21 protein-coding genes are annotated in these 20,018 nt (G+C 68.0%); 6 read left to right on the top strand and 15 right to left on the bottom strand.

Going from position 1 to position 20,018, the window contains the following annotated elements; all coding sequences use genetic code 11:
- A partial coding sequence (locus VNN10_13795) for a PAS domain S-box protein (protein ID HXH23092.1) occupies window positions 1–2,676 on the bottom strand: 2,676 nt, incomplete at its 3' end.
- A gap of 83 nt (window positions 2,677–2,759) precedes the next feature.
- Here VNN10_13795 and VNN10_13790 point away from each other — a divergent pair.
- The gene (locus VNN10_13790) at window positions 2,760–3,548 is read left to right on the top strand and encodes an alpha/beta fold hydrolase (GenBank protein HXH23091.1); all 789 of its coding nucleotides are present in this window, start codon (window positions 2,760–2,762) and stop codon (window positions 3,546–3,548) included.
- Here VNN10_13790 and VNN10_13785 read toward each other — a convergent pair.
- The 8 genes from VNN10_13785 to VNN10_13750 form a co-directional block, all read right to left on the bottom strand.
- Complete coding sequence (locus tag VNN10_13785) at window positions 3,545–4,201, bottom strand: TetR family transcriptional regulator (GenBank protein HXH23090.1); 657 nt, start codon at window positions 4,199–4,201, stop codon at window positions 3,545–3,547. The genes VNN10_13790 and VNN10_13785 overlap by 4 nt on opposite strands.
- Before the next feature lie 156 nt (window positions 4,202–4,357).
- Window positions 4,358–5,734, bottom strand: coding sequence for a phage portal protein (locus VNN10_13780; GenBank protein ID HXH23089.1), 1,377 nt, complete (start codon window positions 5,732–5,734; stop codon window positions 4,358–4,360).
- Window positions 5,734–6,096 (bottom strand): helix-turn-helix domain-containing protein, encoded by a 363-nt coding sequence (locus tag VNN10_13775; protein HXH23088.1) that lies wholly within the window; start codon window positions 6,094–6,096, stop codon window positions 5,734–5,736. The genes VNN10_13780 and VNN10_13775 overlap by 1 nt, the downstream gene beginning before the upstream one ends.
- A 51-nt stretch (window positions 6,097–6,147) precedes the next feature.
- Window positions 6,148–7,536, bottom strand: a complete 1,389-nt coding sequence (locus tag VNN10_13770; GenBank protein ID HXH23087.1) for a hypothetical protein — start codon at window positions 7,534–7,536, stop codon at window positions 6,148–6,150.
- Window positions 7,533–7,745 (bottom strand): hypothetical protein, encoded by a 213-nt coding sequence (locus tag VNN10_13765; protein HXH23086.1) that lies wholly within the window; start codon window positions 7,743–7,745, stop codon window positions 7,533–7,535. Before VNN10_13765 ends, VNN10_13770 begins: the two co-directional genes overlap by 4 nt.
- Window positions 7,729–8,043, bottom strand: a complete 315-nt coding sequence (locus VNN10_13760) for a hypothetical protein (protein HXH23085.1) — start codon at window positions 8,041–8,043, stop codon at window positions 7,729–7,731. The genes VNN10_13765 and VNN10_13760 overlap by 17 nt, the downstream gene beginning before the upstream one ends.
- Window positions 8,033–8,200, bottom strand: a complete 168-nt coding sequence (locus tag VNN10_13755; GenBank protein ID HXH23084.1) for a hypothetical protein — start codon at window positions 8,198–8,200, stop codon at window positions 8,033–8,035. The genes VNN10_13760 and VNN10_13755 overlap by 11 nt, the downstream gene beginning before the upstream one ends.
- Window positions 8,197–8,508, bottom strand: a complete 312-nt coding sequence (locus VNN10_13750) for a hypothetical protein (GenBank protein HXH23083.1) — start codon at window positions 8,506–8,508, stop codon at window positions 8,197–8,199. The genes VNN10_13755 and VNN10_13750 overlap by 4 nt, the downstream gene beginning before the upstream one ends.
- A gap of 103 nt (window positions 8,509–8,611) precedes the next feature.
- Here VNN10_13750 and VNN10_13745 point away from each other — a divergent pair, with 103 nt between their 5' ends.
- Window positions 8,612–9,625, top strand: a complete 1,014-nt coding sequence (locus VNN10_13745) for a polyprenyl synthetase family protein (protein HXH23082.1) — start codon at window positions 8,612–8,614, stop codon at window positions 9,623–9,625.
- 150 nt (window positions 9,626–9,775) lie between these two features.
- Window positions 9,776–10,117: a hypothetical protein gene (locus VNN10_13740; protein HXH23081.1), complete on the top strand. Its 342-nt coding sequence runs from the start codon at window positions 9,776–9,778 to the stop codon at window positions 10,115–10,117.
- A gap of 51 nt (window positions 10,118–10,168) precedes the next feature.
- Here VNN10_13740 and VNN10_13735 read toward each other — a convergent pair whose 3' ends face one another.
- Window positions 10,169–11,101, bottom strand: coding sequence for an LLM class flavin-dependent oxidoreductase (locus VNN10_13735; protein HXH23080.1), 933 nt, complete (start codon window positions 11,099–11,101; stop codon window positions 10,169–10,171).
- A gap of 194 nt (window positions 11,102–11,295) precedes the next feature.
- Window positions 11,296–12,405, bottom strand: coding sequence for an NAD(P)/FAD-dependent oxidoreductase (locus VNN10_13730; protein HXH23079.1), 1,110 nt, complete (start codon window positions 12,403–12,405; stop codon window positions 11,296–11,298).
- A gap of 710 nt (window positions 12,406–13,115) precedes the next feature.
- Here VNN10_13730 and VNN10_13725 point away from each other — a divergent pair.
- On the top strand, window positions 13,116–14,960 hold the full coding sequence (locus tag VNN10_13725; protein ID HXH23078.1) for a hypothetical protein: 1,845 nt from the start codon (window positions 13,116–13,118) through the stop codon (window positions 14,958–14,960).
- A 119-nt stretch (window positions 14,961–15,079) separates the two neighbouring features.
- Here VNN10_13725 and VNN10_13720 read toward each other — a convergent pair whose 3' ends face one another.
- The 4 genes from VNN10_13720 to VNN10_13705 form a co-directional block, all read right to left on the bottom strand.
- Entirely contained in the window at window positions 15,080–15,889 is an 810-nt protein-coding gene (locus VNN10_13720) for an SDR family oxidoreductase (GenBank protein HXH23077.1), read from the bottom strand.
- A 16-nt stretch (window positions 15,890–15,905) separates the two neighbouring features.
- Window positions 15,906–16,376 (bottom strand): GNAT family N-acetyltransferase, encoded by a 471-nt coding sequence (locus tag VNN10_13715; GenBank protein HXH23076.1) that lies wholly within the window; start codon window positions 16,374–16,376, stop codon window positions 15,906–15,908.
- Between the two features lie 7 nt (window positions 16,377–16,383).
- Window positions 16,384–17,175 carry an enoyl-CoA hydratase-related protein gene (locus VNN10_13710; GenBank protein ID HXH23075.1) on the bottom strand — a complete coding sequence of 264 codons (792 nt, stop codon included), beginning with the start codon at window positions 17,173–17,175 and terminating at the stop codon, window positions 16,384–16,386.
- Between the two features lie 244 nt (window positions 17,176–17,419).
- Entirely contained in the window at window positions 17,420–17,899 is a 480-nt protein-coding gene (locus tag VNN10_13705; protein HXH23074.1) for an SRPBCC family protein, read from the bottom strand.
- A gap of 99 nt (window positions 17,900–17,998) precedes the next feature.
- Here VNN10_13705 and VNN10_13700 point away from each other — a divergent pair, with 99 nt between their 5' ends.
- Complete coding sequence (locus VNN10_13700; protein HXH23073.1) at window positions 17,999–19,528, top strand: HD domain-containing phosphohydrolase; 1,530 nt, start codon at window positions 17,999–18,001, stop codon at window positions 19,526–19,528.
- 212 nt (window positions 19,529–19,740) lie between these two features.
- Window positions 19,741–20,018: metalloregulator ArsR/SmtB family transcription factor (locus VNN10_13695; GenBank protein ID HXH23072.1), on the top strand; the 278-nt coding region annotated here is incomplete at its 3' end.

Genomic DNA, 20,018 nt, shown 5'->3' with positions numbered 1-20,018 from the left:
CTGAGCGTCAGCGGCGCCGAAAGCACGTGGTCGCTCGCTGCCGGCGGTGATCGAGCCGACGAGGCGGCCCTCCCAGAAGAGCGGCGCTACTGCGGCAGACCTGATGCCGAGGAAGCGGCTTACGTCCCTCTGGTCTTGCGTCAGCCGCTCGTCGCTCTGGGGGTCGTCGATGATGAGGACGCGCCTGGTGGCCGCGAGCATGCGCCGCATCTTGTCTCCGGCCAGCCGGCGGGCGATGAAGCCGCGCGCAAGGGTCTCGTCCTGGATGCGCGGATAGGTGGCGAACACCTCCGCACCCCGTCTGCGAGATGGGTTGAGCAGGACCTCGACGGTGGTCCATGAGAACTCGGTCGCCAGCTTTTCGGCGACCAGGGCAAGCCGCGCGCTCATGTCGCCGCCACCGGTGAGCACTGGCACGATCTCGCCCAGCACGCGCGTTGCCGGCTCCCCGCCAAGGCGGCGAGCTCCCGCATTGACCGCGTGCGCCGGGCGTTCCCGCTTGTGCGCATACATCGCCGTATCGGCGAGCGCTATGAGGTCTTCGATCCGCTGGGCCTCGTCGGGATAGAGGCAGAAGCCTACGCTGACGACTATGGGTACCTCCGCGCCGGAATGGGGGTCGCGCAGGCCGGCGCGGTGGATGGCGCGCAAGACCGCCGTACGGTAAGCGTCCGCTTCCGCCGCCCCCGCGCCATCGAGAATGGCGACGAACTCATCACCGCCGTAGCGGCCGACGATCGCGCCGTCTCTGTCGAGGGCGGCCTTGACGGCGCGCAGCATCTCATCGCCGAACGGGTGGCCGTAGAGGTCGTTGGCGGCCTTCATGCCGTCGATGTCGAGCATGACCACGGCGGCGCGAGATTCAGCACGCTCCACGAGGCCGCGAAGCTCTTCGACGATGGCGCCGTGGTTCAGGGCGCCCGTGAGGCCGTCGATCCGCGCCTGAGCGCGCGCCAGCGTCAGGGCTTGCTCCAGCTGCCGGGACTTCTCCTCGATCTGGCGCTTCGAGGCGGCAAGGTCGGCATGGGCGGCTGCGAGCTGCTGGTTCAGCGCCTCGAGGTCGAGCGCATGCCGGCGCAGCGCGTCCTCGACACGCCGGCGCTCGCGGATGTCCCGCGCGATACCTTGTATAGCGACCGGCTTGCCGTCTTCGAAAACGAGACGGCTGCTGACCTCCAAAGGGATCACGTCGCCCGTCTTCGTGCGGACCTCGATCTCATAGGTGGTGCGGTCCTGGGCCCCTTCCAGCTTCAGGGCGAGGTTGGTCTGGGCACGCTCCAACATGTCAGGGCTGAGCAAGTCCTCCATCCTCATGCTCAGGATCTCTTCCTCGCTGTAACCGAAGAGGTCAAGGGCGGCCTTGTTCGCCGACGTGAAGCCTCCGTCGACCGCGTGCGTGAAGACGAGGTCGTTCGCGTTTTCGAAGAGCTCGCGGTATCGCTCCTCGCTCCGGCGCAGGGCCTCCTCCATCGTCATCCGCGCCGTCACGTCCATGGCGACGCCGATCACCCCCACGACGTCACCTTCGCCGTCCTTCAGCGGCGCGAGGTGGGTCTCGAAGCAGAAGCGAGGATATCGGATGTGCACACGCACGGTCTCACCGGTGAAAGCCCGCCGGAACGCATCAAGGGCCGCGTGGTCGTTCGCGTAGAGGCGCTGCACCGAAAGGCCGATGGCGCGGTCCGGCGTGAGCCCGGTAAGAGCCAGACCGGCGCCGGCGGCGAAAGTAACCACGCCTTCCTTGTCGAGGGCAAAGAGGATGACGGGTGCGTTCTCTACGACCGCATTCAGACGCGCCTCGCTCGTCCTCAGGGCGGCGTTAGCGGCCTCCAGTTCGCGTGTCCGGGCCTCGAGGCCCTGGGCAAGGTACTCGTTGAGCTCCCGTGAGCGGTTGATCAGGCTGCGGGCCATGAGGTTGACGTCGCCCGCCAGGCCGGCGATCTCCGCGGGCCCCTCTACGGGCGCGACCGAGTGCAACTCTCCGGCGGCAATGAGGCGCGCCGAGCGCGCCACGTCTCCGAGAGGCCTCAATATCCAGCGGTGCGACAGGTAGGCGGTGCTCAACAGGAGCACCATCCAAAGCCCACCCACGGTCAGCGCAGACGCCTGCCAGATGTCGCGCGAGTCGCGATAGTCTCCGATGGCGAGGTTGAAGGCGAGCCGGTGGCGCATCACCTCCGCGGCGAGGGCGTCCACGAAGTCGTCGCTGCGGCTGACCATCTCGTCCGTGATATGGTCTTTGGCTTCCGATGCCTTGCCCTCGAGGAACATGGTGAAGATCGGCGTCCACTCCCGCCGCAGCTCCTGGTGCTGCCGTGAAAGCTCGTCGATGCGCGCCTCTTCCTCGGGCCCCAGGAGGCGAGCGTTCTCCCGGAGCACGGCGAAGGCCCAGTCGACGCGGTCCCTTGCCTGCTCGAAGCGCTGCAGGAAGCGTTCGTCAAGTGTGCCGTCGGAGGAGACGAGGAGGAGCCAGGCGGAGAGATACTCGGCCCGCACGTCCTCGAGGACAACGCTCTGGTTCGCGCTCAGGACTAGCTTCTCCTGGGTCGAATGGCTGCGCTCGACGGCCGTGAGCGTGTTGTAGACAAGGGTGGCCGTCGCGACCATGATCAGCGCAAGGCCGAGCCCCACGACGGCGCGGATCGAAAGCCGGCGGCGAAGGAGGAGCCGGTGCATCGTCTCTCTTAATGTTCGGCAGGGGCCGCACCCTCGAGCAGGCCAGAATTGGGCGGCCTACACTTCAATCCCAGGACCTACTCGTGAACGATGCCCAGCGATTTCTCCTCGGCTACGACTTCGAGGCGCCGCTGGCAGTCGAGCGCGTAGACCCGCCCGGCGAGGACGGCCTGGCGCGGCTCTCCTACCGCAGCGCCAACGGCGAGCGCGTGCCGGCGTTGCTCGCGCTCGGGGCGCCCGGCGGCGCCGCGATCCTACTGCAGCACGGCGGCGGCGAGAGCAAGGACCACCCCCTCATTCGCATGCTCCTGCGCCGCTGGTCCGCTGCCGGCCTGACCTGCCTGGCGATCGACGCGCCAGGCCACGGCGAGCGCGCCGGCGGCGCCCAGGCGCCGCGCCGCTCCTTCTTCGAGTACATCCGTCTGCGGCTCCAGAACGCCATCGACCTGCGGCGAGCCATCGACCTCCTGCAGTGCGAGGCAGGCATCGACCCCGGCCGCATCGGGTACTGGGGCGTGAGCATGGGCGGCTCAGTGGGCGTAATGCTGCTCGCCGCCGACAGCAGGGTGCGCGCCGCCTGCCTGTGCCTCGCCGGCGCGCGGTCGCGACGGGCCTGGCCTGAGGTCGACCCCGGCGTCGAGCGGTTCGTCGCCGCCAACCTCGACCTGATGGCGCTCGCCCCCCTGACCGCCGGCCGGGAGGTGCTCCTCCTCAACGGCAAGCACGACGAGACCGTCCCGGCCGGAGACGCGCGCAGGCTCTTCGACGCGCTTGGTGAGCCGAAGGCCCAGCGCTGGTTCGCCGCCGGACACAGGGTGACGCCGGCGATGCTACGGGCTTCGAAGGAGTTTTTCGACCGGGCGCTGGCCTAGCAGTACAGGCGCCGGACGGCGTTCGCCACGGCCACCGCCACCTGGCGCTTGATCCGCTCGCTCGGCTCGCCGTCGGCGAGGACGTCGCGGCTGCCGGGCAGGAGCGCGTCCAGGTAGGCGCCGAGGACGCAGTCGACTATTTCCTCGGCGGCGATCTCGAGGTCCAGGTCTTTGATCGTGCCGCGCTTGCTGTAGATGGTGAGGATGCGCAGGATCGCGCCTGACCAGCGGCTGACCGCGGCCCGCCACTCTTCGACCGCTTCGCCAACCTCGGTCTCCGAGAGCGCTTCCACCAACAGCACCTTGATGAAGTCGCGGTTGCGCGCTAGCACTCGCAGCGCCTGCAGGCTCACGCTTTGGAGCTGCTCGGTCGGGTCCGGGGAAGGCTCCAGGGCCTCCAGGTCCATGAGGGCGGCAATGATGCCGCGCTCCTCGAACAGGGCCCGCAGGAGGTCGCGCTTGGAGGCGAAGTGGTAGTAGATCGCCGCGTCCGTGATCCCCACGGCCTGGGCAATGTCGCGGACGCTGGTGCGGGCGTAGCCGCGGTCGGAGAAGAGCCTCAGGGAGCTATCGAGTATCTGACGGCGAGTGACCGGTCCCTGCCGCGGGCGGCGTCGGTGCGGGCGGACGGCTGCCGCTTCTGCGTCTGGCATGGACTCGACGATAAGGTTGTGTATTTGGCGTGTCAAATCCGGGCGTATGCCCAGATTCGAGTGGCCAATACCAGGCGCCCAGGACGGGCCGGGGAGAACTGGCGGCCGGGCCTGACCGCGGGCCGGGCGGGCGCCACCGTCTCGGCGTGAGATGTCCTATCTCTCAGGGCCGGGAGGGCCGGCCGCCGGGGACCTCATGTGCGCCTCCTCTTCCAGCCAGCGGCGGAATTCGTCCTCGGGGTCGTCGACTCCCACCTCGGCGGCGGCGCGGCGGCGAGAGTGGATGCCGGCGGCCACCAGGCGCGCCTCGTCCGCGACGGTGCGGCTGCGGTCGGCAGGCAGGAGCGAGCCCCAGACCACGCGCGAGCGGTAGGGCGCGAAGCGCTCCCCCGTGTAGCGCTCCAGCAGCCGCAAGATCATTTCGTTGCGGCGCTTGAAGGCCGCCTCGCGGATCAGGCGCTTGCGCTGCACCTTCTTCAGCAGCGGGTCCAGCTCTATATTCAGCGCCACGCCGGAGAGGCCGCGGCCGTTGTCGCCGAAGGAGGTCCGAGGCGTCTCCGCCAGGTCGTGCAGGGTGCGGTACACCAGGTCCACGTAGTCGACGTGGAGCCGCACGCCACCTCCCTGGAGAAGGTCGAGCAAGTAGGCTTTGGCTCGCTCGGGGAGCTCCCAGACGGCGCCAGGACGCACGGCGATGTCCTGCGCCTCGTGCACGTTCTCCAGCACCGCCACCGGGTTGCCGGAAAGCTCGAGGATGAGCGACAGCTGCGAAAGGGCCCTGTTCAACTCCCGCACGGGCTCGCGGACCGCCTCCATGTCGCTGAGGCCCCAGAACTCCTTCGGCTCGCGGACGTTCGGGTAGATGACGAACGGGATGAAGCCGTAGGGGTTCGCCTTCGCGTCGAGCAGACCTCCATCAAGCCACAGCTCGAAGCCATCGTCCGTCCACACCTCGACCACGGTGTGCGTGCGCGCCCCCGCCAGCGCGCGGCCGCCGGCCGCGCGCTCGACGACGCCCGGGCCGTAGAGCAGGCGCGCCTCTTCGTCGCCGAGCTGGTAGCGGCTGGCTACCCGCAGGAGGCGGGAGAAGTCATCGCCGGCCCACCAGGCGAAGAGGCCCTGGACGTCCGGCGCGGTCACGCGCACGCGCCGGCCGATGGCGTCCCAGGTGACCTTGAAGGCGCCGTCGCCGAGTACGGAAGTGTCGATCTCGCTGTCGAAGTCCAGCTGCGCGAGGTTGTTGTCGGCGTACACGGCCGCCAGGGCCTGCTCGGCCCGGCGCGCGCGCTCCTCCTCGGTCGCTGTCGGCTCCAGCGGGTCGACGGCGAAGGAGAGCCCGGACATGAGATAGGAGGCCGTCTTGTGGACGATGGCGCGGGCATAGTTGAAGACGAGCCGCCTGTCCCGGCGGCGCGGCTGCCCCTGCCACTGCTCGCCGCGATAAAAGGCCAGGTTCTCGCGGTAGGCGCGGAGGCGCGCCCCGTCCATGCGCGCGATGCGCTCGACGATGCCCGGGGAGGCGACGGTCACCATTACCGCACCTCCTCGCGCGCCCGGGCCAGGACGCGGAAGACCGTGCGCCTGGAGACACCGAAGCGGCGGGCGAGGACCTCGACCGTGACGCCCTCCTGGCGCCGCGCCCGCAGGATCGCCTCGTCCCGGTCGCGGCCGGCGATGGCGCGCGCTCCGCCCGGCTCGTCGTAGCGGCAGCGCGCCAGGGGGCAGCTGAGGCACGAGGGGTGCAGGTCGCAGCCGGTGTCGGCGTAGTGCGTGTGCTCCGGGAGCCCGTCGCGCCGCGGCGCCCGCGGCGGCGCCTCGAAGACTGAGGCCAGGGGCTCGAACGGCGCCTCGTTGCCCTGGCCGCAGCCCTGGCCGGCGTAACGGCGGCCGCTCAAGGGCCGACCCTCCCTGGATGGAGACTGCGCTGGCATCGCCAACCTCCTCTCTCAGTCTTCGGCAGCGCGGCCGACGGCGCGCCTCGGCCCGGCGTCCGCGGCCGCGGCCACGGCGAGCGCCAGGCTGACCACGGCGTCGTCGTGGCCGTCGCGCTCGTCGACGTAGAAGTTCATCGTCTTGTTCGCGCGATAGACGGCGCGGCAGAGCGAAAGCTGTCGGTGCAACTCCGCCAGCTCAGGCGGGCCGGAGCCCGGGAGGCGCAGCCGCCCGCCATTCACTGCCGCCAGAAGCTCGAAGCCCAGGGCGGACTTCGCCTGGGCGCTGAGCTTGCGCGCCTCCACCCGCGACCCCAGGGCCGCCTTCAGGTAAGCGGCCACCGGCTCCCCCAGCCCCGTCGCGTCGACTACCACCTTCGAGACGCGCCACGTCTGGCCCAGGAGAGACGCCAGGGCGCCATGTAGCGAGGCGTGCGCCTCGCCGGTCCAGGTGTAGACGCGGACCACTTCGAGCTGCGACTGCACGAAGGGCACGCCGCTCCCCGCAGGAAGCAGCCGGGCGAGCGTGAGGGCGGTCGAGTCGTGCCGCGACCCGGCAGGGCTGTCCGGCGCCGCCTCGCCGCCGAGGTCGAGCCCGGCGACGTAGACGTCGCCGGGCAGGGGCGCGTCGAGCCAGGCGTGGCTGCCCCTCAGGAGCGAGAGCTGCGTAGCCGACAACAGCCGGCCAGCGCCGGGGAGAGGCTGCAGGCAGTATTGCGTGAGGAACAGGGGGTGGGCCGCGCCCAGGTAGGCCATCTGCTCGCGGGCAAAGTCCGCATAAGCGGGGTTGTAGCTGCCCACGACCTGCCAGTCGAACTCGAAGTGCCGTCGGACACCGTCGCGGCGCTCGAGCTCGAGACAGTGTTGCTTGGCCCGCTCGAGGAGGCAGAAGTCGTCCCAAGGCGTCCCGTAGAAGACCGAGGGCGCGCCCGTGCTCGCGGCCATCGGCCGGAACTCCTTCTCGAACTTCTCCTCCTCGACGTCCTGCGCCTCGTCGACCTCGAGCAGGAGGTCCGCGGTGTGGCCGACGACTTTGCTCTCCGGCGCCGCCGAAAGGAAGACGACGCGAGCGAGGCCGAGCCGTAGGGTGTTGCCGCCCTCGACGCTGGTCCACGGGCCCAGGCCGCTGTCACGGAAGCGCCGCCGCGCCCGCTCCAGGCTGATCAGCGCTTGCGGCCGGAAAGTCGGCGCGCACTTCACGATCGAGCGCGCCACGTGTGCGCTGCGGGTGAGGAGCTGCACCTCCACCTGGGCCGACAGCTCGTTCTTGCCACCCTGGCGGGCGATCTGCACCGAGACCGGGCCGCCCTCGCGGCGCAGGGCGGCGCGCAGGATCGCACCCGCCGCCTCGCGCTGGTATGGGCGGAGCCGCGGCGGCCCGCTGGTCTCGAGGGCTGGCGTCATCCGATGACTCCAATCAGCACCTGGCCGATCACGGTGCTGGCGATGAAAAACAGCAGGCCGTTAAGGCGGAGCTTGACTTCGCCGATCTCGGCCTCCAGGTTGCGCAGCCGCTCCTCGACGGAGGCGCGGAAGGCCGCCTCCTCGGCGGTGCGGCGGCTGCGCGGCCGCGTGCGCGGGCCATCCTCGCGTTCGCTAACTTCCGTCGCCACGTTGCTCCTCCAGAGCCGCCGTCTCCGCAAGGAGCGCCCGCACCGCCCGCAGGAGTTGCTCTTCCGAGCCGGGGGCAAGCTTCAGGCGCGCTACAAGGGCCTTCGCCAACCCGTCCACCAGCCTCAAGACGCCACGGAGGTTGTTTTCCTTGAGCTGGGTCCTGAGCTTGGCGCGCAGCACGGCGATCTCCTGGTCGAGGCCCGGGACATCGAGCGCGGCGAAGTACGCTGCCTGCTCCGCTTCGCTCAGGGCGTCCGCGTAGAGCGACGTCCTGGCCTCGGGCGCCTCAGCCTGCATCCGCGTCTCCCTTGCCCTCGTCGCCGGCCAGCAAGTCGAGGAGCTCGCTGAGGGAATCGCCGGGAATCTTCTCGACCGCCCGCAGCAGCCCGACCAGCAGGCAGCGGGCCAGCCGGTCCCAATCGCCGGCGCGGGCCGCGGCCTCCAGCGCCGTCACGGCGCCCTCCTCGCGGACTTCCCCGCCCGCAGCACCAGCGCCGTAACCGCGGCGACGGCCGCCAGCGAGAGGCTGCGCACGCAGACGGTGGCCAGGCCCGGGCCGCTGTCCGGCTGGGCGAGGAAGGCAAGGTAGAAGACGGCCTCGCCGGCGAGGGCGGCGTTCAGGAGGGCCAGCGTCAGGGCCGCCGCCCGCCTGGCAGTGCGCCCGGCGCTGCGGGCGCTGGCGCCGAAGTGCCAGGCGTTCCAGGCGCCGAGGCCGGCCCCTGCCGCGGCTTCCGCTGCGGTCATATCCTCCAGAAGTTTCATGAGACCTCCTCTGCGCAGCGCAGAGTAGTACATATGTTCTATTCTGTCCATCCGCCCCTGTCACCTCCTTTGACTGAAAGCCCTCCCGGCGTAGGATCACCCCGTGGATGCGCCCGACTTCCTCAGTCGCTACCGGGCAGAAGTCGAGAACGAGGTCGCGCGGGTCGTGCCCTCCGGGCCCTCACCGCTGTACGAGATGGTGCGTTACCAGCTCGGCTGGACAGACGCCGGCCGGCCGATGCTGGGCAAATGCATCCGGCCCTCCCTGTGCCTCTTCGCTGCCGAGACCCTCGGTGGCTCCGCGGCTGAGGCGCTACCGGTAGCCGTTGGCATCGAGCTCCTGCACAACTTCTCGCTGGTCCACGACGACATCGAGGACGGAGACGAGCTGCGCCACCACCGCCCGACCGTTTGGAAGGTCTACGGCCGCAGGGCCGCTGTGATGGCCGGCATGGCGCTGTGGACGCTCGCCTACCGGACCCTGGAGATGGCGGCGGACCGCGGGGCGCCGCCCGAGCGCGTCCGGGAGGCTCGCAGGACGGTGGCGCTGGCCTGCAACGAGATGATCGAAGGCCAGCACATGGACCTCACGTTCGAGCAGCGCGGCGACGTCAGCCTCGCCGAGTACACGGCGATGATCTCACGCAAGACCGGCGCCCTCTTCGCCGCCGCGCTCGCGACAGGCGCCATCATGGCCGGCGCGGGCAGCGGCGAGGCCGAGAAGCTCGCTCGCTTCGGCCGCGAGTTGGGCCTGGCCTTCCAGATCCGGGACGACATCCTCGGCATCTGGGGCGAAGGCACGGCTACCGGCAAGCCGGTCGGCGCCGACATCGCCAAGCGCAAGAAGTCGTTGCCTGTCGTGCACGCCTTCCAGCAGGTCGTGGGGCCCGACCGCGACATCCTCCGCAACGCCTACTCGAAGCCGGAGATCGAAGAGAGCGACATCGACGACGTGCTCGACGTGCTCCAGCGCTGGAACGCGCGCTATTTCGCCCAGGGCCTGGCCGAGGACCACCGGGCGAAGGCCATGGCCGCCCTGGCGCAGACTGCCATCCCTCCCTCCGCCCGCTTCATGTTCGACGAGCTCACGGCCTTCATCCTCGAGCGCGAGTTCTGAGGGCCTGCAGGCGCTTGCGGGGACCAGCTGCCCTCGGAGGGGCGGATCGGCTCATGTCTGACCGGGCGCCGCGAAGCGTAAACTAGTCACAGATGCCCACCCGCTGGGGCTGTTTCGGACCTCATCAGCCCGCCACGGAGGACTAAAGCTATGCGTTACATCATCGTCGTCGGTGGACTCGTTCTCGCCGTTCTCGTCGCCTCCCGCCTCCTGCGCCGCAAGCGCGCCGGGCCGATGCGGCGCGCGCGCAAGGAGGTGCAGAAGGCGGTCTCGGAGGTCGAGGGCGCGCTGGAGGACCTGGCGGAGCGCGCGAAGAAGCTGCGCGGCGAGGCCCTGGAGACCGTCGAGGTGCAGATTCGCGCCCTCGAGTCGCGCCGCGAGCAGCTCATGGAGCGCCTGAGCGCCATGGGCCAGGAGTCGAAGCGGCTCGCCCGCAAGGCCCGCGAGGCCGTCGCGGCCGGCAGCGCCGGCGCGCAGTCCGGCGAGGGCTAGGGCAGGCGCCAGCCGCGAGGATTCGGTCAGCCATCCGGCGAGCAGGACGGCTCAACTCCCGGCCACGATGTCCCTGAGCGCGTCTCGCACCGCCACGGCCGCCTCGAGGACGGCCGACGGATCGGTGTCGCCGGGGATGAGGTGCAGGTGCCGCGCCCCGGCCTCGACGTAGGGCGCCAGGGACTCGGCGACCGCCGCCGCCGGGCCATAGGGGGCGTAGCGCTCGAACGACTCGAAGGGTTGACGGTAGAAGTCTTCCATGCGCGAGCCTAGCAGCGCCCGCGCCACGTCCGGCTCCTCGTTCACGCCGACCCAGACCTGCAGCCCGAGCTCGATGTCCGCGGGGTCGCGCCCGGCGGCCATGGCGGCCTCGGCGATCTTCTCCTTCGCCTCGATGAAGCGCCGGACCGACACCCAGAGGCCCGTCCAGCCGTCGCCGTAGCGCCCAGCCCGGCGCAAGGCGGCGTCAGAGCGGCCGCCGATGAACACGCGCACGCCAAAGGCAGGCTTCGGCTCCAGGCCGACATCCTCCAGGCGAAAGTGGCGGCCGTGGTAGGAGACCGAGTCCTCCGTCCACAGGCGCTGCAGCAGGTGCAGCGCCTCGTCCATGCGGCGGCCGCGGCGCCTCGGGTCGATCCCCATGGCCTCGAACTCGCGCGGGTCCTCGCCGCCAACGCCGACGCCGAGGCTGAAGCGCCCGCCCGATAGGTGGTCGAGCATGGCGCACTGGAGCGCCACCTCCAGCGGATGGCGGAGCGGCAGCAGGTAGACGCTTGTGCGCAGGAGAAGCCGGCTGGTGACGGCGGCAATGGGCGCCAGGTTCATGAGGCCGTCGTTGCCGAGGCCATGAAAGGAGATGTGGTCGCCGGCGAAGACGCCATCGATGCCCGCCGCCTCGGCGCGCCGCGCCGTCTCGAGCACGGCCTCCGGCGTCTGGCCGGCGCGCAGGTTCCAGGTACCGGCGGGCAGGAAGACCTGCGGCATCAGCATGGCAGGTTGGCCGTTAGACTCTGGGCCCTGGATTCCGGGATCGGGCAGACGCCGCGCCATCTCGGGCGAACTAACCCTCGGGGCCGCCGGGGCTTCGTAAGGGTGCGGCGTCCGGCGCCCTTACATCGTTTCATGAGCGCTGCCTGCGCGCAGCCTGCTCCGCCCTTGCATCCTTTCATGGCGCCACTTCAGAGGAGTCCTGCCACGTGGCGGGCGATGGCCAGGCTCGAGGTGAGCCCGGGCGACTCGATGCCGCCGAGGTGCACGTAACCGCGGTCGTGCCAGATGAGGAAGTCGGCCATGTCCTCGCCCGGGCGCTGCAGCTTCGGCCGGTAACCCACCTGGCCGGGCGCGATGTCATCGCGCTCGAGCGAGGGCAGGAAGCGGCGGGCGGCCTCGAGGAAGGCATCGCGGCGGAGGTCGTCGGCGCGGTAGTCGAGGGCGCAGCCGTCGGGCAGCCACTCCGTGTCCGGCCCCAGATGGGCGCCGCCGTCGATGTCGAGCGTGAGGTGTACGCCCAGGCCTCCCTGCCGGTGCTGCGGCACGGGGTAAATGAGGTGGCGCAGCCCGCGCGCCTTCTCCGGCGTCACGATGTCATAGTAGCGGCCCTTGTTCAGGCCCTGGCGCAGGCGGGGCGTAGTCTCCGTGCCGTCGAGGTCGTAGCCCAGCATTGCTGCCACCCTGTCCGCCGCCAGGCCGGCGCTATTCACCAGGAGGTCGCACTCGAACTTGCTGCCCGTGCCGTCGGCGTCGCGGACGGCGAGCGAGAAGCCGGCGCCTCGGCGCTCGGCGGCCACGACCTCGTGGTTCAGCGCGACGATGCCGCCACGCGACTGCAGCTCCGAGGCGAGGGATCGCATGAGGCCGGCCTGGTCAACGACGCCCGAGGTCTCGGAGAAGAGGGCGGCGACACAACGGAGCGACGGCTCGAGCTCGCAGGCCTCCGCGACGGAGAGCCGCCGTACGCCCGGCACTTCGTTCGCCTGCGCCTGCCTGAGCACGCCCTCGAGCGCTTCGATTTCGTCCTCGGCGGTCGCGACCATGATCTTGCCCGTGCGCTTCGTCCGCACCGAGTGCGACTGCGCCCACTCGTAGAGCAGGCGGTTGCCTTCGAGGCAGAGGCGGTGCTTGAGGCTGCCGGTCGGGTAGTAGATGCCCGAGTGGATGACGCCGCTGTTGTGCGAACTGGTCTCCAGGCCGATGGCGTGGTTGCGCTCGAGCACGATGACCTGGTCGCGCGCCGCCAGCTCCATGGCGACGGCCAGGCCGACCACGCCCGCCCCGATGACGACGATCATCTGTACGGGTGTTTCCCGGCTTGCCCAGAGTTCTGCGTAGCGATCATGCCCAGCAGAGGGGTACAATCTGGGCGAGCCAGACAGTCGTTAGGGCTAATTGCGGTAAGGTGCCGGGTCAAAGCATCAGGGCTCCAATCGATGACCTAGTCATATTCTGCGCTGATGAGGTCATCAGCAAGGGAGAGGAGTGTACGTTTGAGCGGCTGGTATTCGAATGCTTCTCAAGGTTTCCTGAGGCCTTCGGGCTAAAGCGCTACCCCGAATGGCCAGACTCTGCGCGCGTCAACAAGGCCTGGCTCCGATGCCGTACCGATAAAGGATGGCTGGCAGGAAACGTAAAGCAAGGCTTTGTCCTAACGCCGGCTGGGAAAAGGGCCGCAGACCGGACGCGAAGGGAGTTGGCGAACGGTGCAGAGTCAACTCCGCCGCCTGCCTCAAACACCAGGCACATAAGGGAGCGGCACGAGGCCCTGCTGAGGAGCATACGGGCCTCAGCAGCCTTCCAAAGCTTCAAATCGGACCCGTCCCAATTTAAACCGACTCAAATGGAACTGCGTGTGCTCTTCGGCGCAACCCTTGAGACCCCGCGCCGTGTGCTTCGGCAGAACCTCCGTGCCTACGAGGAGGCAGCATCAGCCTACAACGACGAGCAAGTCAAGCAATTCATAGCCGCGTGCGCGAACCTCTTGATACGTTCCTAGGGATTCGAAATGAGCGATCTCCAGACCTACGACCTCCCTATCGACCCGCAAATTGTTTCTCAGCTCGCCCAGGGAACAATTAAGGGCTTGCTGGATGCCGTCGTGGAACTCATGACAAACAGCGATGACAGCTATCGGCGCCTCGAGGAGAATGGGCAACCCGGATCAGGTCGAATTTCGCTGACGATCCGCCGCGAAAAGGGAGGTATATGCAGGTTCTTGGAGGTATCGGACGAAGCAGAGGGCATGGATTGGTCGAAACTTCACGACGCTATCAAGTTCGCAGCGTCCACAAGTGGGATACTCCAGGGCCAAAGCGTTCGCGGCTTGTTTGGGCGGGGGCTGAAGGAAGCAATAGTGGCACTCGGACGGGGTAGGATCCGCACAACACGCGGCGGACGCGAGAGTATTGTTGACATCTTCGTGGAAGAGGGCCGGCCGAGATGTCGAGAAGTGGCTATTGAACAGTTTACAGGGGCCGCGACCGGGACGACCGTCTCTATCGAGGTGCTTTCCGACAAGGTCAAGTGCCCCGCGTTTGACACCTTGGAAAGACAGATCTCAACTCACTTTGCCCTCCGAGACATACTGTCCAGACCCGACCGAACAGTGAGACTGAGATTGGAGGATGGGGCCACGGCAAGGTCCAAGGATCTGGCATTCTCCCCCTTGGAGGGAAACCTAAGGGTTGATTTAACGAAGCACTTGGATGGCCTTGGCGAGGTCTCGATAAAAGTCTACGAGAGCAAGGAGCGTCTCTATTTTAAGCCCAGCGATCCGGGATCGCTGGCGGGACTTGTCGTCAAAACGGAAGGCACGAACTTAGATAACCGTCTCTTCGGTTACGAAGGTGAAGACGCTGCTCAGTATTTCTTCGGTACAGTAGACTGTCCTGGTATCGCGCAATTGCTACGAATGAAAGAGTTCGGGATTCTAAACCCGAATCGTAACGGACTTGACTGGCGACATCATCTTTGCCAGCGGTTGGAGCGGGAATTAAGCGCGATTCTTCGTGAGTTGGTCGAGGCCAAACGCCGCGAATTGCAGGGTGAACGACGGATAGACACAAGGGAGCGCTACAGAACCAAAGTACAAGAATTATGCAAGTTGTTGAATGAGCTTGCCGAGCAGGAGTTAGAAGATCTCCCAGCTTGGGCAATTAATCGGGCCCTACATGTTGAGACGCTGGCAGTCAGGCCAGCGGTCGCAAACACTGAGCCAGGCCTCCCGAGGACGTTCACAGTATATGCAAGCCAGGTGCTACTGGACAAACACGGACCAGTCTGCTGGATATCACTCGCTGACTGCAAAGGAGTTCAGTTATCAACGCCCGAGATTGAGCTTCGAACGCATCCAAAGTACGAGGGCCTATTCTACGGCACATTTGAAGCTCAAGGCTCCAACTATGGAGACTACGGTGTTATCGAAGTCGAGTTGGGGCCAGCAACGGATTTCGCAGAACTGAGAGTGAGCCAGAAGGTTCGCCCAACCAAGCGAACCCATCTCCAAGGAAGCCGGCGTGGAGTCTTCAGGGACATTGTCTTCGACGAGACGGTGAATCCGACGCAGCGAGTTAGTCTCATGGACGGCACAATCAACGTATACGTCGACTTCCCGGCCACAAAGCGGTATCTACGCTCCGGCGGAGAAGGCATGGAAACCTCTCATGGCAGCCTGATGCTAGCCGAACTAATGGCGGAAGCATTCTGCAAATATGTCGCACGGCAGCGAATGGAGAGCGGCCAGGTCTTGACTGTAACCGGTGGTGAAGTTGACGCCTTCAATGCCGAAGTTAACAGTCTCATGAGACGACACCTAGATGCTATACATCGCGCCGTGGTCGTCTGGAGCTGAACACGACTGCGCTACGTTGAACTCGGCCTACTCCGCCGTCCACTGCCTGCTGACATCGTCGCGCCCGCAGCGATAACTTTACGGGGCCAGCCAACGGTAGGCCTAAGCTCTTAAGGCCGTCAGCGCGCCGGCGCCACCAGGCTCAGGCCGCCGTCCACCGTGAGCACCTGCCCCGTCACCCAGCGCGACTCCTGGCTCGCGAAGTAGACGGCCGCCCAGGCGATGTCCCAGGCGTTGCCCTCGAAGGCGAGCGGCGCGGTCTTCGCCCGCAGCTCGCGCAACTCCGGCGTCATGTTGCGCGCCACCATCGGCGTGTACACCGGCCCCGGCGCGATGCAGTTCACGCGGATGTTGTCCTTCGCGTGGTCGACGGCCATGGCCTTCGTCAGCGCAATCACCGCCCCCTTCGAGGTCGAATAGGGCGTGAGGCCTCGCGGCCGCAGGGCCGAGAGGGAGGAGATGTTGATGATCGCGCCGCCGCCGCTGGCGCGCATCGCCGGGATGGCGTGCTTGGACATGAGCACCATGCTCTTCACGTTCACCGTCATCACCCAGTCCCACATCTCCTCGGTGACGTCGACGACGCTGACGTTGCCCATGCCGATGCCGACGTTGTTGTCGAGGATATCGAGGCGGCCGAAGCGCGAGATGGTCTCTTCGACTACGCGCTTGCAGTCCGCGTCGATGGTGACGTCGGCTTCGACCGCGAAGGCGACGTCATCGGCCGTGCCGCCACGCTCCTTCGCGATCAGGTCGAGCGTCTCCCCGGCGCGCTCGAGGTGGTTGTCCACCAGGGCGACCTTCGCGCCTTCGCGGGCGAAGAGGACGGCGGTGGCGCGTCCGTTGCCGATGCCAGGCCCGCTCGACCCCGCGCCTGTGACGACGGCCACCATGCCTTCGAGCCGGCCCTTTCCCTGTCCGCGTTCCATCTCTCCTCCTGTCCCCTCAGGCTCCGGTCAGCGGCCGCACCTGGAGAAGCGCGAAGTCCGTCTCCCATATGTCCAGCTCGATGAGCGGATAGAAGCCTCGCGCCCTCCAGAAGGCGCGGGTTGGCCCGTAGGTGTCCCGCGCTGCGTCCGGCGGCTTGGGGCCGGCGGAGGTCATGGCCAGAGCGAGCCTGAAGCCGCGCGCCTCGAGGTCCCCAATAAGGCGTTCGAGGACCGCGGTCCCGATACCTTGACGCCGCCTCCCGCCCTCGACCGCCATCCACGTGATCTCCGCCGTCGCCTCCGTGCGCGGCGCCCAGGTCGCGAACCCCACGACGGCTCCGTCCGCCTCCGCCACCCATCCCGCCTGCTTCCGCAGGTCCATCGCCGCTTGCTCGACCCCGGGCTCGTACCCGAAGAAGTCCGGCAGCGTGCGGATGACGGCAACGCAGGCGTCCGCGTCTTCGGGGCGGAGCGGCCGCAGACTCATGCTCACCTTACCTGCCCTTGAACTCGGGCTTGCGGCGCTCCTGGAAGGCGCGCGCGCCTTCCAGGACGTCTTCCGTCTCGAGCATCTTGTTGTAGTACTCCGCCTCCAGCTTCATCGCCTCCTCGAACTGCATATCGAAGACGCCACGGTAGGCGACCTCTTTCGTCGCCTGCACCGCCAGGGGCGCGTTCTCGCAGATGCGCTCGGCGAGGGCGATCGCGGCCGGCATGAGCTCCGGCAGAGGGACCACGCGGTTCACGAGGCCGATCTGGTACGCGGTCTCCGCGTCGATGGCGTCCGAGACGAGGAGCATCTCGAGCGCCCGGCCGAAGGGCACATAGCGGGCCAGGCGCTGGATCTGGCCGCCGCCGGCGAGGAGGCCCCGCTTGGCCGCCGAGGTGCCGATGGTGGCGTGGGTAGCGGCGATGCGGATATCGCAGGCCAGGGCCAGGGCAAAGCCAGCGGCGAGGCAATGGCCGTTGATAGCAGCGATTATCGGCTTCCAGATGTCCTTCGGCGTGAACTCGGAGCCGGGAGGCAGTACTTCCTCGCCGCGCGCCTTCGCGGCGCGATAGTGTTCGGGAGAGCCGGGCGCGCCGGCGGCGAGGTCGCGGCCGCTACAGAACGCCCGCTCGCCGGCCCCGGTGACGATCGCCACGTGCAGGCCGTCATCGTCCCGGAACTCCTCCCAGATCTCGCCCAGACGCAGCATCATGTCTGTATCGAGCGCGTTGAGCTTCTCGGGCCGGTTCAGGGTGATGACCGCGATCTGTCCGCGGCGCTCGAAGTCGACGGGCACGGCTACCTCCTGAGGGACGCGCCGTCATTCTAAGGTAAGCCTCGCCCAGGGGCCCCTGGAACCGCCCCATGGCGCCAGGCCACATCCTCGAACGCCGTCCGCTCACACCCGAGGACGCAGGTTGCTCGAAAGGCTTCTCGCTGACGAAGGCCCGGGCCGGTCTGTGCAGACCGCAGGTCGATGACGTAGTCGTTGTCTGTCGCTGCGACTGCGGCTATCCAACCGTAAACATCAGGCTCTTCCGTCAGGCCCGCGACTCGCCCGTCTCCCGACCGTTGGGCGCCGGCGCGCCGGCCTCCAGCAGGCGGCGGATCGTCTCCAGCTCTGCCCGCGTCTCCTTGCGGAGGTCACCCGCGAGGACGGGCTGGAGGAGCTTCCAGAGGCCCTTCAGGTTCACCGACCCCGTGACCGAGAGGCGGGTCCCGCCCGCCACCGGCTGGAGGTCGAACTGGCCATGGTAGTCGATTGGGCCGTTCGACTTGGCCGTGAAGGCGAAGCGTTCGTTGGCCTTGATGTCGGTGACCGCGCAGACGGTGTGCAGCTTCCAGAAGGCGACCTTTGCCGTTTCCTCGAACTGGTAGCCCACGCGCATGGCGCCTTCGCTGACTGCCTTGGACTGCACGACGCCGGTCTGCCATTTCGGCAGTTTGCCGACGTCCGTCAGGAATTCAAAGACCTCGTCCCTGGGCCGGCTGATCTGGGTGCTCAACTCGATGCGAATCACGTCGAAATCCTCCCGTGGTTGTTGTCACCAGGAGGCTATCGCTGCTATAGATCGGCGGCATGGGACGTTGATCCTATCTTCAGAGGCGGCGCGGACCCCGTGAGCGACAGGATCCGGCTGGCAGAACTCCTCGGTTCCCTGTCCTTCGCCGGCGACCTCGGCCGCGGCCAGCCGATGGGCCACGTGCTGCGCACGACGCGCGTAGCGATGGCCCTGGCCGCGCGGCTAGGCGTCCCGGCCGGCCAGCTACCAGACGTATACTTCACCTCCCTCCTCGTGCATGCGGGCTGCACTGCCGGCGCGGCGGACTTCGCGGCCTTCATTGCCAGCGACGAACTGTCGGCGCAGAAGGACTTCTGCCTGTGCGACCCGGACAATTTCGGCCAGCTCTTTGGCTGGATGCGGCGCAATGTGGCGAAGGGACACCCGATGCCCTCGCGCGGGCTGCGAATGCTGCAACTGCTGGCCAGGGGAGAGAAGGCCTTCGAGGACATCGACCAGGGCTGCTCGGAAGTCGGTTCGGCGGTCGCCGCGCGCCTGGGCATGTCCGAGCCCACACAAGCGGCGCTGTACCACATCTGCGAGCTCTGGAACGGCAAGGGGCCGCACAGGCTCAAGGGGGAGGACATCCCCCTGCCGGCCCGCATCGTGAATGTGGGCATGATCGTGGAGGTCTTCGTCTCGGAGCGCGGCGTGGCCGCGGCGAAGGAGGCGGCCACAGCCCGCAAGGGCAAGTCCTTCGACCCGGTAGTGGCAGCGGCGGCCGTGGAGCTGTGCGGAGACGCCAGGTTCTGGGAGGCTCTCCAGGATCAGGAGTCATGGGCCTCTGTCCTGGACCTCGAACCGCCGCCCGCGCGTTATGTCGAGGACTCGGCGTTGGATGACTTCGCGCTGGCCCTCGCAGACATCGTAGACCTCAAGTCCACGGCCACTGTCACGCACTCCCGCCGGACCGCCGAGCTGGCGCAGGCGCTTGCGAAGCGACTGCGGCTGAACGACGAGGAGGTGACGCTCGCCCGCCGCGCGGCCCTGGCGCACGACGCCGGACTCGTCGCAGTGCCGGGCATGCTCCTGGAGCGAGGCGCGAAATGGAGCGAGACGGACTTCGAGCGCGTTCGCCTCCATTCCTACTACACGGAGCGCATTCTTGCGCGCTCGGAGAGCCTGCGGGCGATCGGCGACGTCGCCAGCGCGCACCACGAGGCTATCGACGGCCGCGGCTACCACCGAGGCCTGGCGGGCAGCCAGCTTTCGATGCCGGCGCGGGTGGTAGCAGCCGCGAGCGCGTTCACGGAGGCAGCGGAGCGCACGGGCGGCGACAGCGAGCACGTGTTGGCCATTCTCCGCAACGACCGCCGCCTGGACCCGGACTGTGTCGCCGCGCTGGCCGGCGAGGCGGGCCTCGGTCGCGTCCCGGCGCGGCGGTCGTGGCCGGCGGGGCTTACCGACCGCGAGGTGGAGGTCCTGCGGCTGGTGGCTTCGGGGATGAACCTGCGCGAGACAGCCTCACGCCTTGTTATCAGCGACCACACTGCCCGGCACCACCTGGAAAGCATTTACGGCAAGGCCGGCGTGTCCAGCAGGGCCGGCCTCACGCTGTTCGCGGTCGAGCACGGGCTTATCGCCTAGCTTGGCGACGGTCAGGGTTGTAATCGCTTTGCAGGCTGCTCTGTCGATTTCGGGCACCGCCGTTCGACGCACCTGTGGAGCTGGTCGCGGCCCGGACGGGCCGTGTGCCTGAGCACGGACGGCTCCGCGCGGGACGCTGAGGCCCCGGAGAGCCCGGAGGGGCTTGACAGGGCTTCTCAGCTGGGCAATATTTAACCATCAGGTTAAACGGTATGCCACAGAACGCTCAGCCCGACACCCTCAGCGCCACATTTGGCGCGCTGGCCGACCCGACGCGGCGGGCGATCCTGGCCCGCCTGGCGCAAGGGGAGGCCTCGGTCACGGAGCTGGCGGCGCCGTTCGAGATGTCACTGCCCGCGGTCTCGAAGCACCTTAAGGTGCTCCAGCGCGCCGGCCTGATCGAGCAGCGGCGGCGGGCGCGCTGGCGCCCTTGCCGGCTGGACGCGGCCCCCCTGCACGAGGCCTCGGACTGGCTCGCCCGCTACCGCGA

The sequence above is a fragment of the Dehalococcoidia bacterium genome (genome assembly GCA_035574915.1).
GTDB lineage: Bacteria > Chloroflexota > Dehalococcoidia > DSTF01 > WHTK01 > DATLYJ01.
The sequence above is the reverse complement of the archived record's forward strand: the minus strand, read 5'-3'. Positions and strand labels throughout refer to the sequence as shown.